At 64.2% G+C, this 25,988-nt stretch carries 23 protein-coding genes and 1 pseudogene; 21 read left to right on the forward strand and 3 right to left on the reverse strand.

Annotated elements, in window-relative coordinates; all coding sequences use genetic code 11:
* The first annotated feature begins 44 nt into the window (after positions 1–44).
* The 10 genes and pseudogenes from A39O_RS0114945 to A39O_RS43580 form a co-directional block, all read left to right on the forward strand.
* On the forward strand, positions 45–665 hold the full coding sequence (locus A39O_RS0114945; protein ID WP_020505470.1) for an NADH-quinone oxidoreductase subunit J: 621 nt from the start codon (positions 45–47) through the stop codon (positions 663–665).
* 5 nt (positions 666–670) lie between these two features.
* Positions 671–976, forward strand: a complete 306-nt coding sequence (nuoK, locus tag A39O_RS0114950; protein WP_020505471.1) for an NADH-quinone oxidoreductase subunit NuoK — start codon at positions 671–673, stop codon at positions 974–976.
* 95 nt (positions 977–1,071) lie between these two features.
* Positions 1,072–3,078: an NADH-quinone oxidoreductase subunit L gene (nuoL, locus tag A39O_RS0114955; RefSeq protein WP_020505472.1), complete on the forward strand. Its 2,007-nt coding sequence runs from the start codon at positions 1,072–1,074 to the stop codon at positions 3,076–3,078.
* A gap of 25 nt (positions 3,079–3,103) precedes the next feature.
* Positions 3,104–4,681, forward strand: a complete 1,578-nt coding sequence (locus A39O_RS0114960; RefSeq protein ID WP_020505473.1) for an NADH-quinone oxidoreductase subunit M — start codon at positions 3,104–3,106, stop codon at positions 4,679–4,681.
* Between the two features lie 87 nt (positions 4,682–4,768).
* Positions 4,769–6,205 carry an NADH-quinone oxidoreductase subunit NuoN gene (gene nuoN, locus A39O_RS0114965; protein WP_020505474.1) on the forward strand — a complete coding sequence of 479 codons (1,437 nt, stop codon included), beginning with the start codon at positions 4,769–4,771 and terminating at the stop codon, positions 6,203–6,205.
* Positions 6,206–6,302: 97 nt separating this feature from the next.
* Positions 6,303–7,178 (forward strand): 4-hydroxy-tetrahydrodipicolinate synthase, encoded by an 876-nt coding sequence (gene dapA, locus A39O_RS0114970; RefSeq protein ID WP_026199430.1) that lies wholly within the window; start codon positions 6,303–6,305, stop codon positions 7,176–7,178.
* A 59-nt stretch (positions 7,179–7,237) separates the two neighbouring features.
* Positions 7,238–8,410 carry an outer membrane protein assembly factor BamC gene (gene bamC, locus A39O_RS0114975; protein WP_026199431.1) on the forward strand — a complete coding sequence of 391 codons (1,173 nt, stop codon included), beginning with the start codon at positions 7,238–7,240 and terminating at the stop codon, positions 8,408–8,410.
* 18 nt (positions 8,411–8,428) lie between these two features.
* Positions 8,429–11,314 carry an XrtA/PEP-CTERM system TPR-repeat protein PrsT gene (gene prsT / locus A39O_RS0114980; protein ID WP_083924692.1) on the forward strand — a complete coding sequence of 962 codons (2,886 nt, stop codon included), beginning with the start codon at positions 8,429–8,431 and terminating at the stop codon, positions 11,312–11,314.
* Positions 11,315–11,462: 148 nt separating this feature from the next.
* Positions 11,463–11,900: a low molecular weight protein-tyrosine-phosphatase gene (locus A39O_RS0114985; RefSeq protein ID WP_020505478.1), complete on the forward strand. Its 438-nt coding sequence runs from the start codon at positions 11,463–11,465 to the stop codon at positions 11,898–11,900.
* Between the two features lie 119 nt (positions 11,901–12,019).
* A pseudogene (locus tag A39O_RS43580) lies at positions 12,020–12,123 on the forward strand (IS1595 family transposase); the annotation flags it as partial.
* A gap of 66 nt (positions 12,124–12,189) precedes the next feature.
* Here A39O_RS43580 and A39O_RS36660 read toward each other — a convergent pair.
* Both A39O_RS36660 and A39O_RS0114995 read right to left on the reverse strand, forming a co-directional pair.
* The gene (locus A39O_RS36660; protein ID WP_020505479.1) at positions 12,190–15,465 is read right to left on the reverse strand and encodes a caspase family protein; all 3,276 of its coding nucleotides are present in this window, start codon (positions 15,463–15,465) and stop codon (positions 12,190–12,192) included.
* A 30-nt stretch (positions 15,466–15,495) separates the two neighbouring features.
* Positions 15,496–16,338 (reverse strand): caspase family protein, encoded by an 843-nt coding sequence (locus A39O_RS0114995; RefSeq protein WP_083924693.1) that lies wholly within the window; start codon positions 16,336–16,338, stop codon positions 15,496–15,498.
* A 570-nt stretch (positions 16,339–16,908) separates the two neighbouring features.
* On the opposite strand from A39O_RS0114995, the gene A39O_RS38525 reads away from it, so the two are divergent.
* The 11 genes from A39O_RS38525 to A39O_RS0115050 all read left to right on the forward strand — a co-directional run bounded on the left by A39O_RS38525 (position 16,909) and on the right by A39O_RS0115050 (position 24,227).
* The gene (locus A39O_RS38525; protein WP_020505481.1) at positions 16,909–17,076 is read left to right on the forward strand and encodes a DUF2256 domain-containing protein; all 168 of its coding nucleotides are present in this window, start codon (positions 16,909–16,911) and stop codon (positions 17,074–17,076) included.
* The gene (locus A39O_RS0115005) at positions 17,063–18,610 is read left to right on the forward strand and encodes a cryptochrome/photolyase family protein (RefSeq protein ID WP_020505482.1); all 1,548 of its coding nucleotides are present in this window, start codon (positions 17,063–17,065) and stop codon (positions 18,608–18,610) included. The genes A39O_RS38525 and A39O_RS0115005 overlap by 14 nt, the downstream gene beginning before the upstream one ends.
* A gap of 29 nt (positions 18,611–18,639) precedes the next feature.
* Positions 18,640–19,845: an FAD-binding domain-containing protein gene (locus tag A39O_RS0115010; protein WP_020505483.1), complete on the forward strand. Its 1,206-nt coding sequence runs from the start codon at positions 18,640–18,642 to the stop codon at positions 19,843–19,845.
* A 152-nt stretch (positions 19,846–19,997) separates the two neighbouring features.
* Entirely contained in the window at positions 19,998–21,440 is a 1,443-nt protein-coding gene (locus A39O_RS36665) for an AAA family ATPase (protein WP_020505484.1), read from the forward strand.
* Positions 21,441–21,513: 73 nt separating this feature from the next.
* The gene (locus tag A39O_RS33660) at positions 21,514–22,104 is read left to right on the forward strand and encodes a retron system putative HNH endonuclease (RefSeq protein WP_157640123.1); all 591 of its coding nucleotides are present in this window, start codon (positions 21,514–21,516) and stop codon (positions 22,102–22,104) included.
* Positions 22,088–22,450, forward strand: a complete 363-nt coding sequence (locus A39O_RS0115025) for a CHAT domain-containing protein (protein WP_026199433.1) — start codon at positions 22,088–22,090, stop codon at positions 22,448–22,450. Before A39O_RS33660 ends, A39O_RS0115025 begins: the two co-directional genes overlap by 17 nt.
* The gene (locus A39O_RS43585) at positions 22,411–22,515 is read left to right on the forward strand and encodes a CHAT domain-containing protein (RefSeq protein ID WP_020505486.1); all 105 of its coding nucleotides are present in this window, start codon (positions 22,411–22,413) and stop codon (positions 22,513–22,515) included. The genes A39O_RS0115025 and A39O_RS43585 overlap by 40 nt, the downstream gene beginning before the upstream one ends.
* A 324-nt stretch (positions 22,516–22,839) precedes the next feature.
* Positions 22,840–23,088 (forward strand): type II toxin-antitoxin system Phd/YefM family antitoxin, encoded by a 249-nt coding sequence (locus tag A39O_RS0115035; protein ID WP_026199434.1) that lies wholly within the window; start codon positions 22,840–22,842, stop codon positions 23,086–23,088.
* The gene (locus A39O_RS33670; protein ID WP_083924694.1) at positions 23,085–23,501 is read left to right on the forward strand and encodes a type II toxin-antitoxin system VapC family toxin; all 417 of its coding nucleotides are present in this window, start codon (positions 23,085–23,087) and stop codon (positions 23,499–23,501) included. Before A39O_RS0115035 ends, A39O_RS33670 begins: the two co-directional genes overlap by 4 nt.
* A gap of 74 nt (positions 23,502–23,575) precedes the next feature.
* The gene (locus A39O_RS0115045) at positions 23,576–23,857 is read left to right on the forward strand and encodes a hypothetical protein (RefSeq protein ID WP_157640125.1); all 282 of its coding nucleotides are present in this window, start codon (positions 23,576–23,578) and stop codon (positions 23,855–23,857) included.
* Positions 23,790–24,227, forward strand: coding sequence for a hypothetical protein (locus A39O_RS0115050; protein WP_020505489.1), 438 nt, complete (start codon positions 23,790–23,792; stop codon positions 24,225–24,227). Before A39O_RS0115045 ends, A39O_RS0115050 begins: the two co-directional genes overlap by 68 nt.
* 448 nt (positions 24,228–24,675) lie before the next feature.
* Here A39O_RS0115050 and A39O_RS0115055 read toward each other — a convergent pair whose 3' ends face one another.
* Positions 24,676–25,707: an ATP-binding protein gene (locus A39O_RS0115055; RefSeq protein ID WP_020505490.1), complete on the reverse strand. Its 1,032-nt coding sequence runs from the start codon at positions 25,705–25,707 to the stop codon at positions 24,676–24,678.
* Between the last annotated feature and the right edge of the window lie 281 nt (positions 25,708–25,988).

Here is a 25,988-nt window from a genome sequence, read left to right on the forward strand (position 1 = left end):
TCCCGATCTTCCTTGTGACTGAACACTAGCTTTCGGATGCATCCATGGGCTTTGAGAAATTTCTTTTCTACTGCTTCGCGGCCATCACCGTGGCGGCCGCGGCGATGGTGATCACGCGGCGCAATCCGGTCCATGCGGTGCTGTGGATGGTGGTCGCCTTCGTCAGCAGCGCGGCGCTGTGGCTCCTGCTGGAGGCCGAGTTCCTGGGGATTGTCCTGGTGCTCGTCTATGTGGGTGCGGTGATGGTGCTGTTCCTGTTCGTCGTCATGATGCTGGACATCGATATCGCGACACTGCGGGCGGGGTTCATCAAATACCTGCCGGTTGGGGCCCTGGTGGCCACGGTCATGCTGGTGGAGATCGTGCTGATCGTGGGCCCCGGCAACTTTGGTCTGGATGTCTTCCCCGCGCCGCCGGCCGCCGGGGTCGAGGTCAATAACACGCGTGACCTGGGGATGATGCTCTACACCGTCTATGTCTATCCCTTCGAACTGGCGGCGGTGATCCTGCTGGTGGCGATCGTGGCGGCGATTCGGCTCACCCTGCGTCACCGGACCGACACCAAGTTCATCGACCCGGCCCGCCAGGTCGAAGTGCGCAAAGGGCCGGACCGCATCCGGATCCTGAAGATGCCTGCTGTGGTCGAAGCCGAAACCCAGGAGTAGCCGCCATGATCGCACTCTCCGACTATCTGATTCTCAGCAGTATCCTGTTCTGCCTCGCGGTTGCCGGGATCTTTCTCAACCGCAAGAACGTGATCATCCTGCTCATGTGCATCGAGCTGATGTTGCTCGCGGTGAACACCAATTTCATCGCCTTCTCGCATTTTCTTCAGGATATGACCGGGCAGGTTTTCGTGTTCTTTATTCTGACCGTGGCCGCCGCCGAGGCGGCGATCGGGTTGGCGATTCTGGTGGTGCTGTTCCGCAACCGGCGGACCATCAATGTCCAGGACCTCGACCGTCTGAAGGGGTGACCCTGAGCACTACGGTCGATTCCGTCATGTCTTTTCACCCGCACCAGGCCGTGTCGGCCTAGTGCGGAAACCTTAGCGAAAGAGCCAACGAAGAGATGGAAAAAGTCTACCTGACCATCGTGCTCGCGCCCCTCATCGGCGCCCTCGTCGCCGGCTTCTTCGGCGGGCGGATCGGCCGGCGTGGGGCCCATAGCGTGACGATCCTGGGCGTGGGCATCTCCACCGCCTTGTCGTTTTATGTGCTTGCCCGGTTTATCTGGTATGACCTGCCCGTATTCAATGATGCGGTCTACACCTGGATGGTCTCGGACGGCATCCGGTTCGAGGTCGGCTTTCTGGTCGATAAGCTCACCGCCCTGATGATGGCCACGGTGACCTTCGTGTCGCTGATGGTGCACATCTACACCATCGGCTACATGGCCGATGACGAGCACAACTGGCCGCATGGCTCCAAGGCGGGCACGAACAGTTATCAGCGCTTTTTCTCCTACATCGCCCTGTTCACCTTCGCCATGCTGATGTTGGTCATGTCCAACAACTTCATGCAGTTGTTCTTCGGCTGGGAAGCGGTGGGGCTGGTGTCGTACCTGCTGATCGGCTTCTGGTCGGTACGGGAGTCAGCGATTTTTGCCAACCTCAAGGCATTCCTGGTCAATCGGGTAGGCGACTTCGGATTCATCCTCGGCATCGCCGCGGTCGCCATGTACTTCAACTCCATGGACTACGCGGAGGTCTTCGCGGCAGCCCCCGCCAAGGCCGATCTGCAGGTGAATCTCTTCGGTGGCGTGTCACTGATGTCGTTGATCTGTATCCTCTTGTTCGTCGGTGCCATGGGCAAGTCCGCGCAGGTGCCACTGCACGTCTGGTTGCCGGATTCGATGGAGGGTCCAACTCCGATCTCCGCCCTGATCCATGCGGCGACCATGGTCACCGCCGGTGTCTTCATGGTCGCGCGCATGTCGCCGCTTTACGAACTCTCGGAGACCGCACTCTCGTTCGTCATGATCGTGGGCGCGACCACCGCGTTCTTCATGGGCCTGATCGGTCTCGTGCAGAGTGATATCAAGCGCGTGGTGGCCTACTCGACACTCTCTCAGTTGGGCTACATGGTCACGGCCTTGGGCGCATCGGCCTACGCCGCCGGTATTTTTCATCTGATGACACACGCCTTCTTCAAGGCGCTCCTGTTCCTCGCCGCCGGTTCGGTGATCATCGCCATGCACCACAATCAGGATATCCGGGAGATGGGCGGGCTGCGCAAGTACATGCCCATCACCTGGCTTACCGCGCTCATTGGTTCGCTGGCCCTGATCGGCTTTCCCGGTTTCTCGGGCTTCTTCTCGAAAGATGCGATCATCGAGGCCGTGAGCGGGGCCACGATTTTCGGCTCCGGGTACGCGAGTGTCCTCTTGACCTTCGGGGTCCTGATCACGGCGCTCTATAGCTTCCGGATGTATTTTCTGGTGTTCCATGGCAAGGAGCGCATGGATGATCACACCCGACACCATCTCCATGAGACCCCCTGGGTGGTAACCTTGCCCCTGATCCTGCTCGCCATCCCGTCGGTGATGATCGGTTGGTTCACGATCGAGCCGCTGTTGGTGAACGACTGGCTCACGTCAGGCGACTGGCATCCGATCGTTGTGCACCATGCGCACGACACCCTGCATCATCTGGCCGATCACTGGCATGGCCAGTGGGCGTTCATCCAGCACGGCATGACCGGTCTGCCCTTTTATCTTGCGATGGCTGGTCTGTTCGGCGCCGCGTTCATCTGGTGGCTCATGTTTGCCAGGAATCCGAAACTGGATGAGCAGATTCAGGCGGCGGGCGGTCCCGTGACCCGAATCCTCCTGGACAAGTATGGGTTTGACGATTTCAACCAGCGGGTTTTCGGCGGCGGCGGTCAATCGCTCGGTAACGCCCTCTGGAATGGCGGCGATCGGGTCTTTATCGACGGCGCCCTGGTCAATGGATCAGCGCATTCGGTCGGACGCCTGGCTGGGGTCGCGCGCCTCCTGCAGACCGGGTACCTCTACCACTACGCCATCGCCATGATCGTCGGGCTCGTTGCCCTGTTGACGATCTTCGTCGGCCTCTGATCAGACTTAAGGAGACTAAAAGACGATGGAATCGGTTTTCCCCCTACTGACGCTGGTCATCTGGCTGCCGATCTTGGGCGGCATGGTCGTGCTTGCGAGCGGCGATCGTGATAGCAACCTGTCGAAGTGGCTTGCTTTGGGCACTGCCGTGCTGACCTTTCTGGTCAGTCTGGGTCTGTGGATCGGGTTTGACAGCGGCACTGCCGACATGCAGTTCGTCGAACGTGGCGCCTGGATACCGACCTTCAATGTCTGGTATTTCCTGGGTGTTGACGGTATCTCGATGCCCCTGATCGTCCTGACGACCTTCATCACCATCTTCGTCGTGGTGGCGGGCTGGGACGTCATTACATATCGGCCGTCCCAGTACATGGCGGCTTTCCTGATCATGGAAGGGTTGATGGTCGGCGTCTTCTCCGCCCTGGATGCAATCCTGTTTTACGTCTTTTGGGAGGCGATGCTGATTCCGATGTTCATCATCATCGGGGTCTGGGGTGGACCGAATCGGGTCTACGCCACCATCAAGTTCTTCCTCTATACGTTCTTCGGCTCGGTCTTCATGTTGGTCGCGCTGATCTACATGTACTTCCAGGCCGACAGTTTCAGCATTCTCGATTTCCATGAACTGGAACTGGGGATGAGCGCTCAGGTCCTGATCTTCGTCGCCTTCCTGCTCGCCTTCGCGGTCAAGGTGCCGATGTTCCCGGTGCATACCTGGCTGCCCGATGCGCATGTCGAGGCCCCGACCGGCGGTTCGGTGATCCTTGCCGCCATCATGCTGAAGATCGGCGGGTACGGCTTCCTGCGCTTCAGTTTGCCGATTACACCGGATGCCAGCGCATCACTCGACTGGCTCATCATCGCCTTGTCGTTGATTGCGGTGGTGTACATCGGGTTCGTCGCCTTGGTGCAGCAAGACATGAAGAAGCTGATCGCCTATTCGTCGATCGCCCATATGGGTTTCGTCACCCTGGGATTTTTCATTCTGTTCGCGCTCCTGCGGCATTCCGGGGAGAGTACCGGGGCGGTGATGGGCATCGAGGGCGGCATGATCCAGATGATCTCTCACGGTTTTATTTCGGCCGCCTTATTCCTGTGCGTCGGCGTGCTTTACGACCGGATGCATTCCCGCCAGATCGCCGATTATGGCGGTGTCATCAATACCATGCCGTGGTTCGGCGGTTTCATGGTCTTTTTCGCAATGTCGAATGCGGGCCTGCCGGGGACTTCGGGCTTTGTCGGTGAGTTCATGGTGATCCTCGCGGCCTTCCGTGCCGATTTCTGGTTCGCTTTCCTGGCCGCCACGACGCTGGTCCTGGCCGCCGCGTTCACCCTGTGGATGGTCAAGCGGGTGATTTACGGCGAAGTCAAGAACGAGAAGGTCGCCGCGCTTGCCGATCTGGACAAGCGCGAAGTATTCAATCTCGGCGCCCTGGCCGCGGTGGTGCTCTTGTTCGGCCTGTGGCCCGCGCCCCTCGTCGATGTCATGCACAAGAGCGTCGAGCACCTGGTTGCCCAGGTCAGTGTCTGCAAACTGCCCGCCGCGGAGTCCGCTGATTGCTTGTTGGCACGGCCGGCGCCCGTGGCGTTTCTGGCGCCTTAGCTAAGGTGTCCACAACCTGATCTCACCCGACATCGCCGCGCCTGGTAGGTCTTGACCTGACCAGGCGCCTGTTCACGGAATATGCCCATGCCATTCGATGCTGCGAACCTGTTGCCCATCCTGCCGGAGATCGTAGTCGCGATCACTGCGAGCCTTGTGCTGATGGTGGACCTGTACCTCAAGGACGAGCACAAAGGTTTCAACCATACGCTGGCAATCATCGGTCTACTCGTCGCGATCGGGTTCACCGGCGCGGTCGGCGGTGGTGCGCAGGAGTTGTTCTTCGATGGGAATGTGGTGCGTGATGCGATGAGCGACCTGCTCAAGGGGGCGGTGCTGATCATCTCGATCTTCGCCTTTGTCTATGCTCAGCCCTGGCTCAAGGATCGCGGCCTCCTGCTTGGCGAGTATTATGCGCTGGGTCTCTTTGCCGTGCTCGGTATGCTGGTGATGATCGACGCCAATAGCTTCCTGACGCTCTACCTCGGTCTGGAACTCCTGGCGCTCTGTTTCTATGCCCTGGTGGCCTTTGATCGTGACTCGCCGACCGGGTCCGAGGCGGCGATGAAATATTTTGTCCTCGGCGCTTTGGGTTCGGGGATGCTGCTCTACGGCGTTTCCATGATCTACGGTGCGACCGGCTCGATCGAGTTTGGCCCGGTGGCGCAGGCGATCGCCGAGCAAGGGACGAAAGACAAGGTTCTGATCTTCGGAATCGCCTTCCTGGTGATCGGCATTGGTTTCAAGTTCGGCGCCGTGCCCTTCCACATGTGGGTGCCGGACGTCTATGAGGGGGCGCCGACCCCGGTCGCGTTGTTCTTGAGTTCCGCCCCCAAGATTGCGGCTTTCGCCCTCGCCGTGCGGCTGTTGGTCGACGCCATGGGTGGCCTGCAGGCGGACTGGCAAGGCATGTTGGCGATCCTGGCCGTGCTGTCCATGGGCCTGGGTAATCTAGTCGCCATCGCCCAGACCAATATCAAGCGGATGATGGCTTACTCGGCCATCTCCCATGTCGGCTTTATTTTTCTGGGACTCCTGGCCGGCTCGTCGCAGGGTTATGCCGCGGCCATGTTCTACGCGATCGTTTACGCTCTGACCGCGGCGGGAGCGTTCGGCATCATGACCATCCTGAGCCGGAAAGGTTTCGACGTCGAGAATCTGGAGGATTTGCGCGGGCTCAATGACCGCGATGGCTGGTATGCGGCCATGATGGCGATCATGATGTTTTCGGCGGCCGGGGTTCCGCCGACGGTCGGTTTCATGGCCAAGCTGCTGGTGCTGGAGGCGGTCGTGCGGATCGATATGGTCTGGCTGGCCCTGGTTGCCGTGTTCTTTTCGATCATCGGCGCCTTCTACTATCTGCGGGTGGTGAAGCTCATGTATTTCGACCGGCCAACGACCGACGCGCCCATCCTCAGCTCCGGCGGCGTGCGCGCGGTGATGTCGGTCAACGGGTTGACCATCCTGTTCCTGGGTCTGTTTCCGGCGGCTTTGCTGAGTTTGTGTCAAGGCGCCTTCGCGTAGGGCGACTATTTCCGGAATCCACCACTGTCCGGCTGTTCAGAACCCTTGGCAGAGGCTACCATGTGCTATGGTTTCTACAGAGCGGGAGCTCCCCAGTATGTTTCGCGGCAGCATCGTAGCCCTGATTACGCCCATGGACGCGGATGGTGGGATCGATGACGCGAGCCTGAAGCGTCTGGTCGATTTTCATGTGGACGCAGGAACCACGGCCATCGTCTCGGTCGGGACCACCGGCGAGTCGGCCACGCTGGACGAGGACGAGCACTGTCGCCTGATCGCCCGCACCCTGCAACTGGCCGATGGGCGCATCCCGGTGATCGCCGGTACCGGGGCAAACTCGACCCGTGAGGCGATCACGCTGACCCGCTGCGCCAAAGAGGCGGGCGCCGACGCGGCCTTGCTGGTCACTCCCTACTACAACAAACCCACCCAGGAAGGACTTTATCTGCACTACCGGGCGGTCGCCGAAGCAGTGGATATCCCCCAGATTCTGTACAACGTGCCGGGGCGCACCGCCTGCGATCTGCTGCCTGAGACCGTGGCGCGATTGGCCAAAGTCGACAACATCATCGGTATCAAGGATGCGACCGGCGACCTCAAGCGCGTCGCGGCCCTGCGCGAGGGCTGCGGCGAAGGGTTCGCGCTCTACAGCGGCGACGACGCCTCGGCCTGCGACTTCATGTTGCTTGGCGGCGACGGGGACATCTCGGTGACCGCGAATGTTGCCCCGCGACTGATGCAAGAGATGTGTCAGGCGGCGCTGGCAGACCAACGCGTGCTCGCTCGTGCCTGCGACCGGCGACTGTCCGCGCTGCATCGGGACCTGTTCGTGCAGTCCAATCCGATTCCGGTAAAATGGGCGGCCTGCGAGTTGGGTCTGTGCGGCGTCGGTATTCGGCTGCCGTTGACCTGGCTCTCCGATCAATTCCATGCGCGTGTGCGGGCCGCACTGGAGCAGGCGGGCTGCCTGTGACGGTTGGTCCAGCGCCCCGATGCGGGCCACGGCGCGTCCCTTTTGAGAGGTCCCGGACCTTGAGACCTTCCCGTGTACTGGGCGGTGCTGCCGTCCTGTTGCCGCTGTCATTGCTGGTTGTCTGTGGATTGACCGCATGTGGCTCGGCTTCCTTTCAGGAAATGTTGCCCGACCAGAGCCTGGCCTACAAGAAAAGCCGGCAGGCCGAGGAAAACCTTGAGTTGCCTCCGGATCTGAGAAGCGGGAAGTTCGATGACGCGATGGACGTGCCGCCCATCGACGGCGGAGCCACCTACTCCGAGTACGCGGGGGGGCGGGCGCAACGGCAGCGCGATACCGCGGCGGGCGCCGTGCTGCCCGCTGTCGAGAACGTTCAGTTGCGCCGCAGCGGCGATTCCCGTTGGCTGGAGGTGCAGGCGACCCCGACGCAGGTTTGGCCGCGGGTGATCGCGTTCTGGCGCGAGCAGGGCATCCTGCTGGTCGATCAGAACCCCACGGTCGGGGTGATGAAAACGGATTGGATCGAGAATCGTGCCGAAGTGCCTCAGGGCTTTGTGACCCGATTGATCCGCAAGGTGGCTGACGGACTCTACGCCACGTCGAGCCGGGATCAGTACAGCGTGCGGATCGACAACGGGCCGACCGCGGGGGTCACCGAGGTCTATCTCACCCATCGCGGGATGGAGGAGAAGCTCGAAACCGGCACCCTGGGTGACAGTAAGCGGACGGTCTGGCAGCCTGGTAAGAGCGACCCGGAGCGGGAAGCGGAGATGCTGCGGCGGCTGATGCTGTTCCTGGGTGCCCCGGAGAAGCAGGCCGCCGCTGCCGTCGCGTCGTCGGCCGCACCGCGGGCGGCCTCTGCGGTGCGCTTGGTCAGCGAAGGCGCCGGGCCTGCGTTGCTGATTACAGAAGAATTTCGCCGCGGTTGGCGGATCACCGGCGCGGCGCTCGACCGCGCCGGCTTCGCGGTCGAGGATCGTGACTTGAGTCGCGGCATCTATTTCGTCCGGTATCAAGATGCGGATGGCGCGGGGGCCGGGAAGCGGAGCCTCGTCGACCGGCTGGCCTTCTGGCGCAAGGACGGAATCGACCGGGTGAGGCAGTATCAAATCAAGGTCGAAGGCAACGATACCGAAACGCGGGTCAGCGTACTCGATGCGAAAGGCAACCGGGATAGCTCCACCGGTGCGCAGCGTATCCTCACCCTGCTGCAGGAGCAGATGAAGGGCTAGACGCCCAGAGTTGATGACATGCGTTCGGGACCCAGTCGCGCACCCCTGCTGCCAGGCCTTGTCTTGGCGGTCTGCGCGGTCTGGGGTGCCGACCCGGTGCTTGAGTCGCCGACTCAGGCGCGAGGGCGTGCGGCCGCCTGGTACGAGCAGGCGCTGACCGAGGTGAATGCGGGGCAGACGTCTGCCGCCTATCTCAGCCTGAAGAGCGCTCTGCGGCAAGATCCCTTTTTCCTCGCCGGCCACCTGCTGCTTGCTCGCGTCTATATTCAACTCGGTCAAGGCGACAAGGCCGAGAAAGAACTCCTGATCGCGGAAGGGCTCGGGGCTCACCAGTCATTGACGCTGATCCCGCTCGCCCGTTCCTATCTGTTGCAGGGCAACGCCGAAAAGCTGCTCGGCGCGTTGTTTCCCCTGGGGACCCTGGTCGACGAGGATGCCGAGTTATTGGCCTTGCGCGGCCAGGCCCACCTGCAACTCAGTCAGTTGTACGACGCCCAACGGGCGTTCAACCAAGCGAGCGAACGCGATCCCACGAATGTCGGCGCCATGCTGGGTCAGGTCCATGTCCTGATGTTGCAGGGCGATCTCAACGAGGCGTCAGACTACGCCCGTCGTGCCGTCGCGCTGGCCGCGGAAAATCCGCATGCCTGGTTGCTGCGGGGAATGCTGCTGCGCGGCCGCAGCGATGTGCCGGCCGCACTGCGCGACTTCGAGCGGGCGGTCGCGGTCTTGCCGGCCTATTTGCCCGCGCAGATCGCCCGGATCGGTGCCTTGCTCGAACTGGATCGATTGGATGAGGCACTGGCTGCCGCGGAAGAATCACTGACGCTGTATCCGCGAGACCCGCGCGCCTTCTATCTGAAGGCGGTCGTTCATGCACGGCGACTGGAGTTCGATGCGGCCCAGGCCGTCTTGCGTCAAACCGAGGCGCTGCTCTCCCAGTTGCCGCGCGAACTGATCGACGCGCATCCGCCGACCCTCTTGCTGGCGGGTATGGTGAACTACAGCCTGAAACAGTGGACCCAGGCAACGAATTACCTCGCGCCATTTCTCGATCAATTCCCCGATACGGTCGGCCCGCGGATCCTCTTGGCCCGGATTGCGCTCGACCGACAGCAGAATGAGCGGGCCATCAGGCTGCTTGAACCGGCACTGAGTCTGGCGCCAGGCGATCAGCAGGTGTTATCCCTGCTGGCCGAAGCCTTTATGCGTGACGGGCAGCACGTCAAGGCTGCGCTGTTCCTGCAGCAGGCGCTGGCGGCGGGGGACGACAATCTGGTGTTGCGCACCCAGCGCGCGGTCAATCAGTTCGGGCTCGGCCGGAAGGCCCAGGCGATCGAGGAACTGGGTGCGGTCGTCGCGGCCGATCCTCAGTATGCGGAGGCGAGCGCGACCCTGGTCGTCGCCAGCCTGAAGGAACGGCGTTTCGAGGAGGCCGTCAAGGTTGCCGTCCAACTGCTGGAGGGCTATCCGGAGAATATCACCTATCTGAACCTCTATGGTGTTGCCCAATTGGCGGCCGACAACCGGGCGGCGGCCCGTTGGGCTTTTGATCTCGCCTTGGCCTTGGACTGGCGTTTCGTTCCGGCGCAACTCAACCTTGCGGAGTTGGACCTGCGGGAGAACCGGCCGAATGGGGCGCGCGACCGTTTGCAGTGGGTGCTGGCCCGCAACCCGGATCAGATCTCCGCGCTGTTGCTGTTGGCACGGACGCTCGAGCAACTGGGTCTGCACGAGCAGGCGCGGGAGTTGGCGGAGCGAGCGGTCATCGCGGATCCGACCGGGGTTCCGGCAGCCGTCTACCTGACCGATTTGTTATTGAAGATGCAGCAGACCGAAGCGGCGCTGACGGTGGTCGAAGCGGTCGAAGCGCGCGCGGCGGACCCGGAAGATCTCGCGCTGTTGGTCGCGTTGAGCCGGGCCTATCTCGCCAATGGCCACCGCGCAACCGCACAGGTGGTGCTGCAGCGGGGTTCTAGTCTCGCTGGTTACCATGCGGCCGGTTTGCTTGAGCTGGCGCTCCTGCAACGGCAGGCGGGTGACCGCAATGGCGCGATCTGGTCCCTCGAAAAAGCGGTCGAGGGACAGCCGCGATACCTTCCGACCCGGATCAAGTTGGGAGAGTTGTACGCCGAGGTCGGCAAGCTCGCTCAGGCGGAGACTTTGGCCACGGCCTTGCGCAAGGACTTTCCGCAGGAGCCTTACGGGGAACATCTGCTGGGGACGATCGCACGCGCGCGCGGCGACGATGCGCGCGCCCTGGAACACTTCAAGCGCGCGCTGAAATTGCGCGAGTCGCCCGTTCTGGCGGTCAGGACCTACGAGACCCTGCGGGTCGCTCAGGGCGTCGGGCCGGCGACCGACTTTCTCCGGCGGTGGGTCGAGAAACATCCGGACGATGCGGTCGCCAGACAAGCCTTGGCCGAGGGTTTGTTCCGCGGGGGGCGGGTCGCCGAGGCCAAGGCCATCTATCAAAATGGGCTCTTGCGCACGCCCGACAATCCCATTTTGTTGAATAATTTGGCATTGATCTATGCTCAGGAAGGCGACGCGCAGGGGATCGCGCCGGCGCGTAAGGCCCAGGCGCTGCTGCCGGTGCCTGAGACCGCAGACACTCTGGGTTGGGTGCTGGTACGCGCCGGTCAAGTCGCCGAAGGCTTAGGCTATTTGCGCGATGCCCAGTCCCGCGCGGCTGCTGACCCTGGGATCCGCTACCACATCGCCTACGCCCTGGTGCGCATGGGCCGTGATGAAGAAGCGTTACGCGAGCTCACGCTGTTGTTTCGCACGGATGCCGACTTCCCGGAGCGGGAGGCCGCGGATAAGCTGCGCCGGGAGGTCCAGGCGCGCCTTGGACGGGGGTCCGGCGCGCGGGACGCTGGACTCGACCCGGTGGTCGAGTGACTCGACCGGCGCATGACAGCCGTCGCTGCCGCGGGACCCTGCCCTGTTGTGCTTTCTCCTTGCAGCGCCCCGGCCTTGGCCTCACCTTGCGCGCACCTGGGGTATTGTGTCGTCTGTTGTCCGACCGCGACTAATCTGATCGTCTGCTATGTTCGACCACCTGCTGATCATCTGTGCTGGAAACCTCTGCCGCAGCCCGCTGGCCGAGGTGATGATGCGTGATCGTCTGGCGCGATCAGGCAGGGCAGTCGAAGTGCGCTCCGCCGGCCTGATCGCCGCCGTGGATGATCCGGCGGATGAAATGATCCGACTGGTCGCGGCCGGGCACGGTCTGGACCTGAGCGCGCATCGCTCCCGACCGATCGACCCCGAACTGATGCGGTGGGCCGACCTGGTGTTGGTCATGGAGCGCGTCCATCGCCGCCACTTGATGGAGTTGGCCCCGTCGAGCGCGGGCAAAGTCTATCTCCTGGGCCACTGGGGCGGCATCGAGATTCCCGATCCCTATCGGCAGGGCCGGGAGGCCTGCGAGGCGGTCTATCACCAGATCGCGACCGCGGTGGAGTTGTGGCTGCTGCGGTTGTAGCGCGATGGTTGCGACTGCGGTGTCGCTGTGACGCGCTTTTAGCGTGCAGGTACGTTTACTGCCACACTGTCGGCGGAGTACAGCCCGGGGTGTTGGATTGCAAGACCTGACTCCGGCCGCGCTTCGATCTCCAAGCGCTGCGGACTCGCCTGTTGGTGGCCGCGGTGGCCTGCGCGCCGCGCCAAGAACCGTGGATCTGCGCGTGGCTGAAGGTGCTTGCTAATCAGGAGCGGCTTTGGTGAGGACTGGCCGCCCCTCAGGGAAAGAAGGGCGGCGCTGGATGAGGGTTTTACCAATCTTTGTTCTCGCCGCGGGTATCGACATGGACGAAGCTGGAGTAGGTGCCGATGCCGCCGCGGAAGAGGCCGCGGGAACGCAGGACGCGCAGGACGGCGGCCCATTGAACCGGGGTGCCTTGGCTGCCTGCGAAGTCGATGGCTTTGTAAGTCATGTGCATGCTGGCGCCCGCGCCGTCGATGCATTTGTTGTAGGCTGGGGAGCGGTAGGCGCTGAGGAAGCGTATGGGGTAGCCCAGGCGATGGCGGAGTTCATCCAGCACGCGGGCGGTAGCGGCGATGTTGCTCCAGAGGTGGCGCGGTGGATGGGTGTTGCGCCCGGCACAGCCGCCCGAATAGTGGGAATTGCCTTTGACGAGAAACTCGCGGGCGCTGAAATAGCGGAGGTTCAGCCCCTGGATGAAGCGCTCGAACTCGGGGTAAAGATCCCAAGTATCCGCTCCCGAGTCGTGATGGGGGCCGCGGGCGTCCGCCGGGGCGTCTTCCATGGGCTCCTCGATCTCGGTGAGGTCGAGAATCCCTAGATCGATGGTGTCGATGTAGGAGGCGGGGTCGTTCTCGTCGCGGCCGCCGGTGAGCGTGATGAGCGGGCTGGGCTCATCAGATGCGGAGCGGGTGGCGGGGCGCAGGGCTTTGAGCATGACGGCGGCTCCGCATTGGCGGGAGACGGCGGCGGAATCGAAGACACCGTCGCGGACAAATTTGCCGCGTGTGTAGTGCTGGGAGAAGCTCCACAGGTAGGGGGAGTGCATGTTGCGGTAGGAGTAGCCCCAGCCGTTGTAGTTCTCGAAGCGGTAGAGCATGGCCGCCACGGACCAGTCGCTTTGGAGGTGGTAGCTCTTGAATTTGAGGGCATCTTTGGCACTTTCTTCCCAGGTGAAGGGGGGAGTACCTTGGCGGGGATGGCCGGCGGGCACGCGCACCGTGCGGCGGGTGAGCGGGTCGCCATTGTGGAGGTGTTGGTCGAAGCGGAAGGAGCATTCGAGTCCGTGGATGATGCCGATGAATTCCCAGGGGATGTTGAGGGTATCGCCGACGCTCCGGTAGCGGCGTTCTCCCTCGCGGAGTTTTCGGACATACCAAGCGACGGTGTCGAGGTGCTGCGGTCGGACGCGGCAGGAGGCGAAGAGGGAGTCGTAAACGCTGCGGCGCTCCTCGAAGGCGGGGCGGGAGCGGGTGGTGCCGGAGCGGCCGAGCTGGTCCTCATCAGCGCAGGGGAGGCGCAGCTCGCCGTGGAGCCGGTCTGCGAGCGCCTGCCATTCGGCATCCTCGGCGGCGGCGATGTCCGCAGGGAGGGTGACGGTGTCTTGGAGGTCATCGTGGAGGGCCAGGCGGGCGGCGGCGATGCGGTCAAGCAGCCCGGTGGGGTCGCTACCGTCTGCCGGGTCGATGGCTTCGCGTGCCATGCGGCTGGCGGCGAGGGCGGTGAGCTGGGCGGCGTTGAGGGCGGCGATGGGAGTGGCGGCGGGGCTGGCATCCGCGTGGAACTCCAGATCAGACGCGGGCTCCTCCAGCGTGTGGCCCGGGAAGGGTGCGCTGGAGCGGCCGTGGCCGATGACGGCGCGGATCTTCGCATCGAAAAGGGCGGCTACTTTGCGGAAGCCCTCGCGGGTCGGGTGGAGTTCATCGTGCCAGTCGGTGCGCTCGGGCAGGGTGTTGCGGACATCGACGATGTGGAGGTTGGGATACTTGGCGCGTAGGCGCTCGAGCATCGTGTAGAGGCCATCGACCATCGGGCGCACGATGTCGATGCGGCGGATGAGATCAGCGTCGTTGTTCTTGGGGTAGCCTTTGGCGCGGAAGGACGGGTCCATCCAGGGGCCGATCTTTTTGATGATGAGGTTCGCAGCGGCATTGCCGGTGGCGATGGCGTAGTCGTAGCCATGGGTGACGATGGGCAAAGTGCCGAGGTTGGCCTGTCGGCCCGCGTCGGTGGCGGTGGCGATGATGCACTCCAGGCCGGGCTCGACATCGTGCTGGAAGAGCGCATTGACGAGTGCCATGTTGGCACCGGACTTTTTCGCGGCGGCGTGGTGGATGGTCATGATGAACTCCGGGCCCACGAAGTCATTGCCGCCACCGGAGAGGAGCAGACCTTGGGGGCGGTGCCGGCGGATCTTCTTGACGAACTCCTCGAGCTGCGAGTCATCGCGGTCGAGGAAATCAAAGATGCTGTCGTCATCGGGGCCATAAGCCATTTCATAGACGCAAGCACCGGCCTTGGAGACATTGACGATGTTGTAGCCGTGGCGGTCGCTGAGGCAGTCGATGACATCGGGATGAAGCGGGAAGTCGAACCAACTGTCGCCCTCGGCGACGAGGCGTGGGCCGTTGCCGCGGGTGCCGGGTGAGGCCGCACGAGCGGCGGCGATTCTCGCATCGCGCTCGTCGATTCTTGCGAGGACTGAGGCATCCTCCGGGGCGCTCACGGGAGTTGGGGGCTCGGTGGCAGTGGCCGCGGAGCCGGGTGGCGGGGTGGCGGGTTGCGCAGCGCGCAGGGGTAGGATGGGTGGGTCGAGTGCGGGCTCCTGATCGAGATTGTTGTCCAGATTAGGGTATGGGTTGAGGGCCGGGTCCTGGGTATCGGCGACCTCGTTGCAAATCTGGTCGTAGAGCGCGCGCCAGGTGAGCTGGGGTGAACGGGTGACATGTCGTTGCAGGGCGAGGGTGAAGGCTCCGCCGTCGTTGAGGCCCGTGGAGGTGTAGCCATCGCGGCATCCGCCCAGATGGAGGAGGCGGGAGCGCATGGTAGCGGCGCTCTTGCTGAGATCAGCGGCGATCTTGGCGGGGGGTGTTTTCGGGATGATTTGGTCGCCGGGGATGTTCTTGTAGTTGCTGCCGGAGTTGCAGCAATCGGCGAGCATGTAAATGCGGACATCTTCCCGGCAACTGAGCCAGATGGTGTTGAGCGTGTCATCGCGCAGGTCGCCGTCGTAGCAGACGAGGGTTTCGTCGCGTTGGTCGGGTTCGTCGCCATCGTCATCGGCGATCTGTCGGCCGTGGCCGCTGAAGTAGAAGGCGATGGAGTCACCCGGCTGGCTGAGGTCTGCGAATGTCCTGAGATTCTCGCGAACGTGAAAGCAGGTGGCTTCATGATCGATAAGGCAGGTGGTTTCCCAGCCGCGCGCGCCGAGAAGCTGCTGCATGGCAAGGACGTCTTTGGCACAGCCTTGGCAGGCGTTTTTCCCGTCCCAGCCGTTATATCTGGCGGGGTCGATGTTGGTCAGCCCCACGAGGAGGGCGCGTTTGCTTGGGGTGTGGTGGTTCATAGGATCGATTAGGGCAGCGGTTTGATGATGTTAGACAATCGGGGGTGTTGGCAGGGCGAAGGGTGCAAGGGCCAGTACGAGGTCGCCGCCGGGACCGTAGCTATTGCGTTGGATAGGCTGGGTGGGCATTTGTGCCGCGATGGCGTGATAGAAGGCGTCCCAGTTGCCTTGGAAGCCGCCTCTGTTCCAACTGCGTTGCAGCGCAAGGGTGAAGCGGCTGCCATCCTCGCCGCCAAGCGCATCGCTGGTGTCGCGCGAGGCGGCGATGTGCAGCAGCGCGCAGGGGAAGGAGTCTTGGTGGTCGATGAAATTTCCGAGCGCCGCCTGAGTGTGTGCGAGGGCAGGCCCGGCATTGCGCATGCCGGTGCCGCTGCGGCAGGAGTCGGTGAAGGCGTAGATGAGACAGCCCGGGGGGAACTTGAGCCAATGGTGGTAGAGCAAGTCATCCCGCCATTTGCCGTCGTAGAGGCAGTAGCATTCATCCCTGCCGTCCATCTCATCATGAAGCGGGTCGCCGGGGGGCTGGTCTTCGAGTTGGCTGCCGTGGCCGGTGTAGAAAAACAGGAACACATCTCCGGCGCAGGTCTGCCCAGCCATGGTGGCCAGCGTGCTTTCGACCTTGGCGGTTGTGGCCACCGCGTCGGTGAGGGTGGTAATGACGTATCCCAGCGGAGTAAGGATATCCCGCATGATTTCCACATCTTGGAGGCAGCCCTCACAGCCTTGGCGCAGGTCGCTTTGGTAAATGGCTGCGTCCACCTGGGAAAGACCGATCAGGAGGGCACGGGCGCGGGGCCGGGTCGGCGAGGTCGGAAGCGCTATGACAGCGAGGCGGTTTGGGGTTGCTGAAAATGGTGTCATGACGAGTACCATTCAGTGCTGCGCAAAGAGTTGGCATACGCCGTCCGTGGACAGCGGGACCCGGCCTAGGGTCAAGGGGAGCGTAGCATCGAAGGAAGGTGCTCGGCAACGGCGCAGTGACGAGGCAGTCGGGTTATGTAGGCAGCAGGGTCAGGTCTTGGGGAGGCAGCAGGGTCGGGTCTCGGTGCGCCAAGCGAAGCTTGGCGTTTCGGCTCATGGGGCGAATTGTGTGGCACCCTCATAGGCCAGGGAAGTCCCCGCAGGCGGAATCAGTCACCTGTGCTGGCAGTACCTTAGGCCAACCACACATTTGGCCCCATGAGCCAAGGTTTTATGTTGCTCCACAATCTAACGTAAGGTGATTTCCGCGAAAAATCCAACCCGTAGGAGCCCGCTTGCGGGCGACGGGTGGGGGCACAATGACGCGATTCCGGCAGGTCACGTCGCCCGCAAGCGGGCTCCTACGGAGCTTGATTCTTGATAGCGTCTTATTCGGAAATCGCCTAAAGTCCGACAGGATGCTAGTAGCATAAACCTCCTCAACACCCGGCCAGTCGCTGCCGCTGCCCGAGCGCACTGTCGATGACACCACCCACCCCCGCGTTTCGCGGCAACAAGGCTGCCCTGCCGACCAAACCCTGCGCGGCCTGCCGTCGGCCGATGACCTGGCGCCGCCGCTGGGCCCGGACCTGGGATGAGGTGAAGTTCTGCTCCGCCGCCTGTCGGCGCGCCAAGAGTGCCCGTGGCTGAGTTGCGCCATCTGGTGCTCGTGCTGGGCGATCAGCTCGACCTCGACGCCGCCGCGTTCGACGGATTCGACGCCGCCCAAGACGCGGTGTGGATGTCCGAGGTGGCCGAGGAATCGACTCATGTCTGGTCGAGCAAGCCCCGTACGGTGCTGTTTCTGGCCGCGATGCGCCACTTCGCGCAAGCGTTACGCGCCGGCGGTCGGCCCCTGCACTACACCCGGCTGGACGACCCCGCCAACCAGGGCAGCCTGCAGGCGCAGTTGCCCGCCGACCTCGCACGCCTGCGCCCCGCCGGCCTCGTGATGACGGCGCCCGGCGACTGGCGGGTGCTCCAAGCCATCAAGGGCGCGGCTCAGGCCCGGGGCCTGCCGCTGGACATCCGCGAGGACCGCCACTTCTACTGCAGCGTGCGCGAGTTCGCGGCGTACGCGCGGGGCCGCAAGTCGCTACGCATGGAATACTTTTACCGCGACCTGCGCAAGCGCCACGATGTCCTGATGCAAGGCGACGCTCCGGAAGGCGGCCAGTGGAACTTCGACGCGGACAATCGCGGGGCCTTCGGCGCCGTCGGCCCCGGTGCCGTGCCGCCGCGCACGGTGTTTGCGCCTGACGCGCTCACGCTTGAGGTGATCGCGCTGGTCGAGGCGCGCTTCGCCACCCACCCCGGCCGACTGGATAGCTTCGCCTGGCCGGTGACGCGCGCGCAGGCGCTTATCGCCCTGCAGTGCTTCATCACCGAGCGCCTGCCGCTGTTCGGGCGCTACCAGGACGCGATGTGGCCGGGCGAGCCCTGGCTGTACCATGCGCACCTGGCGGCCGTGCTGAACCTGAAACTACTCAACCCGCGCGAGGTGGTGGCCGCGGCCGTGGCGGCGTACCACGCGGGCGCCGCGCCGCTGGCCGGCGTGGAAGGCTTTGTGCGCCAGATCCTCGGCTGGCGCGAGTATGTGCGCGGCATCTACTGGACCCGCATGCCCGGCTACGCCGAACTCAATGCGCTGGATGCACAAGAAGAGCTGCCCGACTGGTACTGGACCGGCGCCACCGACATGGCCTGTCTACGCGATGCGATCACGCAGACGCTGGCGCACGGCTACGCCCACCATATCCAGCGCTTGATGGTTACCGGCCTGTTCGCACTCCTGTATGGCGCGCAGCCGCAACAGGTGCACGCCTGGTACCTGGCGGTCTACGTCGATGCCGTTGAGTGGGTGGAACTGCCCAACACCCTGGGCATGAGCCAGTACGCCGACGGCGGCCTGATGGCGAGCAAGCCCTATGTGGCCACCGGCAAGTACATCCAGCGCATGAGCCCGTATTGCCACGGTTGCCGCTACGACCCCGCGCAACGCGCTGGCGACACGGCCTGTCCGTTCACCACCCTGTACTGGGACTTCCTGATGCGCCACCAGGCGTTGCTGGCCGCCAACCCGCGGATGGCACTGCAGGTGAAGAACCTGACCCGGCTGAGCGACGCGCAGCAGCAGGCGATCCGCGAGCGCGCCGCGGCCATCCGCCGCGGCGCGGTGGCCTGACCGTGGTCGATGAGCCCGCCGTTACGCCGATGGCCTGGGCCGACGCGCTCGCACCCATGCGCAGCGCGGCGCTGGCGCGCATCGCGCGCGTGCAACCCGCCGCCTACGCGCGTACGCGCAACCACCTCGACGGCGCGGTGACGGGTCTGTCGCCCTACATCACGCATGGTCTCGTCACGCTACGCGAGGTGCTGGCCGACGTGCTGCAACGCGAGCCGCTGCCGGTGCAGCACAAGCTGGTATTCGAGCTGGGCTGGCGCGAATACTTCCGCCATGCCTGGGCGCACGCGGGCGACGGCATCCTGCACTCCCTGCACCCGGGCCCGCTGCCCGACGCGGCTTACGGCCCCCTGTTGCCGCCCGACATCCGCCAGGCACGCACCGGCGTTCCGGTCATCGACGAAGCCGTGCGCACGCTCTACGCCACCGGCACGCTGCACAACCACGCCCGTCTGTGGCTGGCAAGCTATGTGGTGCACCTGCGCCACGTGCACTGGCGCGCCGGCGCCGACTGGCTGGCGGCGCACCTGCGCGATGGCGATCTCGGCAGCAACCACCTGAGTTGGCAGTGGGTGGCCGGCACCGGCAGTTCCAAGCCTTACCTGTTCAACGCCGACAACGTAGCGCGCTACGCCCCGGCGCACTGGCACAGCCCCGGCACCGTGCTCGACCAGTCCTATGAGGCGCTGGACCGCATGGCGCGCGATGCGCGGGTGGCAACGGCGAGCGCCGACATAGCCGGCGCGGTCGACGGGGTCGCCACGCCCGAGCCGCCGCTGCTGGCCGCACCGCCCGCCGACCTCGGCCTGCACGCGCCCGACGCCGCCGCCGCCGACCGGCTGCGCGGCCGGGAGGTCTGGCTGGTGCACCCGTGGGCGCTGCGTGCGCCGCCGCCCGACCTGGCCGACGGCGCCCTGGTCATCGGTCTGTACCTGCGCGAACATCACCAGGCTTGGCCCTGGCCCGCCGCGCGCTGGCGCTGGGTGGACGCCGCGATGGCCGTGGTGGCCCCCCAGCGCTGGACCGTCGATGCCGCCGGCCTGTCCGGCGCGCTGGCCGGCGCGGCGCGCGTGCGCAGCGTCGATGACCCGCACGTGACGCGCCGGCTCCAGCCCGTCGCGCAACTGGACGCCGCGCCGACCTTGTTCCCGCCCGTGGAGCGGCACTGCGCGAGCTTCTCGCAATGGTGGACACGCGCTACGCGCGGGCTGGAGCGTGCCGAGGAACTGCTGTGAGCGCGTCCACGCTGCCCGACGCATGAGATACACTGTATTTCAAATCCACCAACGGGCCTGGCAGGCGACATTGGACAGGGATGCGTTCTTCGACGAAGTGTTCAATGAACCTTTGAAAGCGTTGCCTGTCCCTGATTCGTTCTGATGAGTTCATGCGCATTAATCATCTGCACCTTCGCAACTTCAAGGGCTTCGAAGACAGCCAATTCGACTTTCCGCGATCCGCCGACGCACCGGGGAGTAGCGGCTCCTTCCATCTGTTGATCGGCCGGAACGCCACGGGCAAGACCTCGGCGCTCGATGCGTTGGCAGTGGCAGCCGGTGCCTGGTTTCTCGGGGTGCCCGAGGCGGTCAGTCGGACGATCAGGGGCGAAGACATTCGGGTGAAGGTCATCGACTTCGGCGATACCCAGCGCATCGAACGGCAACTGCCGGTCATCGTCACGGTGAAGGGCGAGGCGATGGGTCAGTCGATCCATTGGCAGCGCAGTCTGGCCTGGAGCCGCACCGACACCGCGGGTGCCAAGTCCCTGAAGCGCGTTGCCGAGCGGGCTGTCGCAGCGGTGCGTGAAGGCAGCCGGGAGACACTGCCGTTGATCGTCTACTATGGTACCGGTCGATCGTGGCAGGAGCCCCGAAGTCCGGTGCGCCCAAAGATGACAACTGCTGAGATTGCTGCGATTCTGACCTCAATGAAGATTCGCAAACCCGCAGGGTCGAATGGGCAGTTGGCAACGGCTCTCCCCGACCCGCCGCAACCGGTCAATGACGAAGACGAACCGGACGATCTCGCGGATGACTTTGCTTCAAGTCTCGCCGGCTATCGCGACAGCCTCGACCCGCGTTGCAGCCCGCGCCAACTGCTGCGCTGGCTCAAGTTCGAGCAACAGCTCGCGGTCCAAGACCGGCGCGAGTCGATCCAGTTCCAAGTCGTAAAGGATGCCATCCAGCAGTCCGTCGCTGGTTGTATCAGCGTGAACTACCACCTGCGCCTTGGGTTACTGCTGGATATCGAGGGACAACAGCGTCTCCCCTTCAGTGCGCTCAGTCACGGTCAACGCAACATGGTTGCCATGATCGGCGACATGGCCTACCGCGCCGCCCAGCTCAATCCGCACCTGGGTGCGGAGGTCCTCACCAAGACCCCCGGTATCGTCCTCATCGATGAGTTGGAGCTGCATCTGCATCCACGCTGGCAGCGACGTGTGGTGCAGGACCTCCAAGGGCTGTTTCCCGAGGTGCAGTTCTTTGCGAGCACCCATTCTCCGCAAATCGTCGGGCATTTGCCGCCGCGCTGGCTGCATCTCTTGCAGCGCGATCAAGCGGGACAGATTGTCCAGGTGCCCGTCAGCCAATCGCTTGGCATGGACAGCAACTGGATACTTGAGCAGATCATGGATACGCCGGAACGCGAATCCGCGACTGGGGATCGCTTATCGGCAGTGTTCGATGTGATTGACGAGGGGGATTACACCAAGGCGCGAGCGCGCATCAGGGACATCGAGGATCAAGTAGGCCTGTTCCCCGAGCTGCAAGGGGCCAAGTCGATGCTGGACCGACTCGAGATGCTTGCGGGCGATGAGAAGGATCGTTAAGACCCATGCCCCCGCGGTATACCAGCACTGGGTGCGGGAGAACGCGGCCGGCCCAGGTTATGGTTACGCTGCCATGCCCGGCCCTGTCAAGCAATGTCTCAAAGATCAATTGCTCAAAGAGCAAGGGTTTTTGTGCGCCTACACGGGACTGGAAATTCACGACGCAACGTCGCATATCGAGCACCTGAAACCGCAAAGCCTTCCGGAAAGCCTTCGCGAGCCAGGCGAGGATGTGGATTATCGCAACCTCGTCGCGTGCTTTCCGAAGGATGGAGGCGACACTTCATATGGATATGGGGCGCCGGTGAAGGGTTCCTGGTGGGACGCGGCCCTGTTCGTCTCGCCCCTGTCGATGGAATGCGAGCAGCGCTTTACTTTCGCCTGGAGCGGTCATGTGCGTGCGTTTCCTGACGGCCACCAAGCAGCCACGGAAACGATCGATCGGCTTGAACTGGACCGGCAGGCTCTGTGTAAGCTGCGACGGCAGGCGATCTATAGCTTCTTCGGTTTTTCTTCAGCGAATCCGATCACTAAGACAGATGCACGGCGGTTATTGCAGGAAATTGAAAAGCCAAACGCAGAGGGACACCTGCGGCCGTTCTGTTTTGTGTTGAAGCAAATGCTCGAGAGGTACCTGTCGAATACGGATGCGCACCACGGTTAGTGCCGGTGTATGCCGGTGGCGGCGCGCGATCACGGACCCGCCGCTAATCCTGCACCTGGCGACCCACGGCTTCTTCCTGGACGCCCGCGCCGAGGGCGCCGCGCGGTCTCTGACGCTGGCCGGTCTGGCGCTGGCCGGGGCCAACCTGGGGCTCAAGGGCGACCTGGGGCCGGGCGGGCAGGACGGCCTGCTGTATGCACTGGAGGCGCAGGACCTGAACCTGGAAGGCACCCGGCTGGTGGTGCTCTCGGCCTGCGATACCGGGCGCGCGGGGCGGTGGACCCGTCCGAGGGGGTCTATGGCCTGGTGCGGGGCTTCCAGACCGCCGGGGCCGGATCGGTGCTGATGTCGCTGTGGCCGCTGAACGATGCACTGGCGGCGCAGTTCATGGATGATTTCTATCGGACCTGACTGACCGCCGGGCCGGACAGCGACCCGGCGGCGGCGCTGCGGACGACTCAGCTGGAATGGCTTGGGGACAAGATCGATGCGCGGCGGCGCGATCCGGGCTATTGGGCGCCCTATGTGCTGGTGGAGCGGCGCTAGCCCGCGTAGGGCGGAACGCGACAGCGGTTCCGCCATCTCTGTAGTTGGCGTGCGCGCGGGCAACCGCAGCGCTGGCAACGCCCATCGGCGGCTGAATCGACGGGTAGCAAGGTGCCGGGGTTTGGACGTTGTCCGTCGGCCCGAGGACCGTCATACTCTGACCAAGTCCGACCAATGCGGAGCATCGCGATGTCGACCGTCAGTATTCTGGAGGCCAAGATGCAGCTCTCACGGCTGGTGGCGCGCGTCGAGAGCGGGGCCGAGGCCGAGATCATTATCGCCCGCAACGGCCGCCCCGCCGCCAGACTGGTCCCGCTGACCGCGCGGCCGGCACAGCGGCGCATCGGTATCGCCGCCGGCCAGTTCAAAGTCCCCGAGTCCATCGACCTCAGCAAAGCGCAGTTGGAGCACCTGTTCGCGGGTGATCCGAACCTGTGAGATTGTTGCTTGATACCCACGTCGCCCTCTGGGCACTGACCGATGACCCGCGGCTGTCCCAGCGGGCGCGGGCACTGATCGAGGAGCCGGCTAACGATATCGTCGTCAGTGCCGCCAGTGTCTGGGAGATCGCGATCAAACACGCCCTGGGTCGCGGCGACATGCCGATCTCCGGAGACCAGGCACTCGACTGGTTCCGGCAGGCCGGCTACCAACTACTGCCCATCGCCCCGGAGCACGCTGCGGCCGTCGAGCACCTTCCCGACCACCACCGCGACCCCTTTGACCGATTGCTGGTCGCGCAGGCGACCACCGAACCGCTGCGGCTGCTTACCCATGATCCCCCCTCGTGCTCCGCTACGGCGAGGTCGCAATTGCTGTCTGAGAGCGTCGGGGCGGATCGCCGTAGTTAACGCGGACCTGCTGCACGGCGCCTGGCTCGCCGGGGCCAGCCTGCGCGGGGCGCGGCTGACGAACGCCGAAGCGCTTGATTCTTCTCGCCCTCGCTGTTGCAACGGCTGGCGGACAGGGGTTGCTTGCCAGGCTCATGGACGTGGGCGGGGTCGACACGCCGACGGGCTTTATCGATGCCCTGGACCGCGCCTTTCCCGACCCGACCATCGCGGGCCATCTGCGTGGCGCGGGCGATGCGATCGAGCGTTGGATGTCCCGGCTGCGCAAGGTCGATATGACGCTTCCCGGTGGCCTGGGCGGCAGCATCGAGCTGGAGCCGGACCCGGACCGGCGCGCTGGCCCAGGCGGCGGATGAGCAGGGCGCGGGGACCAAGACTCCGCCGGTCAATCAGAGCTTTGGACGTGCTCACCTGCTGCTCCAGTCCCACCTGTGGCTCGGCAACCGCGACCTGGCGCTCCATGCACTGGATCGCCTGACTCAAGCCGCCGCCGCAGGAGATCGGGACGCCTTCTACCGGCTCAAGGAGCAGACCCGCGAGTGCCAAGACATCGGTCTGGGGTCGTCTCTGAAGGAGCTGATGGGGGCGGGCACCTGGGCAGACTTCCTGCAACCTTTCGCCCTCGCGTTGGGCGCCGCCGCGGCGGATGACCCGGCGGACGCCCTCGCCGGTGCCCCCCCGGAGCTGTGCACCCTGGCCGAGGAGATCCTGGCGGATCTCAGGTGATTTCCGGGAAACGATGTACCAACGTGTAGGGGCGACTTTAGTCGCCCCTAAAGCCCCCTACAGCCTCCTGCGGATCGTGCCGCACCCGCACAACAGACAGGAGGTCGAGGTTTCAGCCGAACGCGGCGCCGCCGCCCGCTAAAGCGTCGACCTCCGGTCGCGTCGCCAGCAGTTCCAAATTTGGGTGGCCGCCGCCAACAGCGTGCCGGCCGCGAGGCTGATGGTGGATGCGCTGCGCTTATCCACCCTACAAAACCGGCTCGCTGTAGGGTGGATAAGGCGCGCCGCTCGGTGTCAGGTGCCCGGCACGGCGGTCGCTCGCGCCGCATCCACCAGGGATCGCGCGATGCCGCCCAAATTTGGAATTGCTGTCGCGTCGCCCCGGTCACCGGAGGTTGAGCCCGCGTGGTATAACATAGATCGCCCATGCGCGCTGGACCGCATCGGGTCAGCCAGCCATACCCGCTAGTTCCGCCGCGAGCGCTCTGAGCCCAATCGCCTCAATGCCTTGGCCCTTCGGATAGCGCTCATCCCCGGAGTAGACCAGAAAGGCGCATTCCGGATGGAGGTCGTCCAAGGCTTGGCGCAGACTCGGCTCGACTTGCGGGGCCAGGCCGCGCTTGATCTCGATGGCCCAGAGCCGGTTGCCCGGCAGTTCCAATACCAGATCGACCTCGACGCCGGTGGCGGTCCGATAGAAACTCGCCTGGGTGCGCTCGGGGGCGGCGCGCAAGAGCGTCTCGATGACGAATCCTTCCCAACTCGCCCCGGCCACCGGGTGCCCCAGCAGATCGTCCAGATCGTCCAGCCGCAGCAGAGTGTGGACCAGACCGCTGTCGCGCACATAGACCTTGGGTGACTTGACCAGGCGCTTGCGCACGTTGGCGAAATAGGGCGGCAGGCGACGGACCAGCAGCAGGTCGACCATCAGGTCCAGATAACGGGCGACGGTCTTTCCATCGACGGCAAGTGCCCGCGCCAGTTCCGCGGCATTGTGCAGTCCGCCCTGGGCGTGGGCGAGCATGGTCCAGAAGCGGCGGAGTGTCTCGGCCGGGATGCGCGGCCCAAGCTGGGGGATGTCCCGCTCCAGATAGGTGCGGATGAATCCCTCGCGCCAGATCACACTGTCGCCGTCGGTCGCGGCGAGGAAACTGCGCGGGAAGCCGCCGCGCGTCCACAGCCGCGTTTGGTCCGGTGGATCGATCTCCAACAGGTCGAAGGGGGCCAATTCCAAATAGGCGATGCGTCCGGCGAGGCTTTCGCTCGGTTGTTGCAGCAGGTCCAGCGAGGCGGACCCGAGCAGCAGAAACTGGCCGGCCGGTTCGCCCGCCAGGACGCGCTCGTCGATGAGTCCCCGCAGCACCTGGAAGAGCCGCGGGGCGCGCTGGACCTCGTCGATGATCGTGAGCCGCCCGCGGCGGGCGTCGAGATAACCGCGTGCATCTGAGAGTTTTTCAAGGTCCGCCGGGTTTTGAGACATTTGCGCTGCGGCGTTTTTCGCGGACGCGCCGGAACCCGGGGTCGGCGCCAGGTGGGCTGACGCACAGGCATTTCCTGGCGAGCATCGGCGAAATCGGGTCGCCGGGGCGCCCATTTGAGAATTATTCTCAACAACCCTGTCCCGCGGACAGCCGCGCCCGCAGGCGACGCGCGAGCGGCCTGGCCGGACGTGGCAGTCGGTGAGGGGCTATCCGGTCGCGGGGATGGGCTGAACCAGCGAACGCATTTGTTCGAGGCGACCGGCTTTGACGTGTCCCAGCG

Source organism: Lamprocystis purpurea DSM 4197 (assembly GCF_000379525.1).
GTDB lineage: Bacteria > Pseudomonadota > Gammaproteobacteria > Chromatiales > Chromatiaceae > Thiodictyon > Thiodictyon purpureum.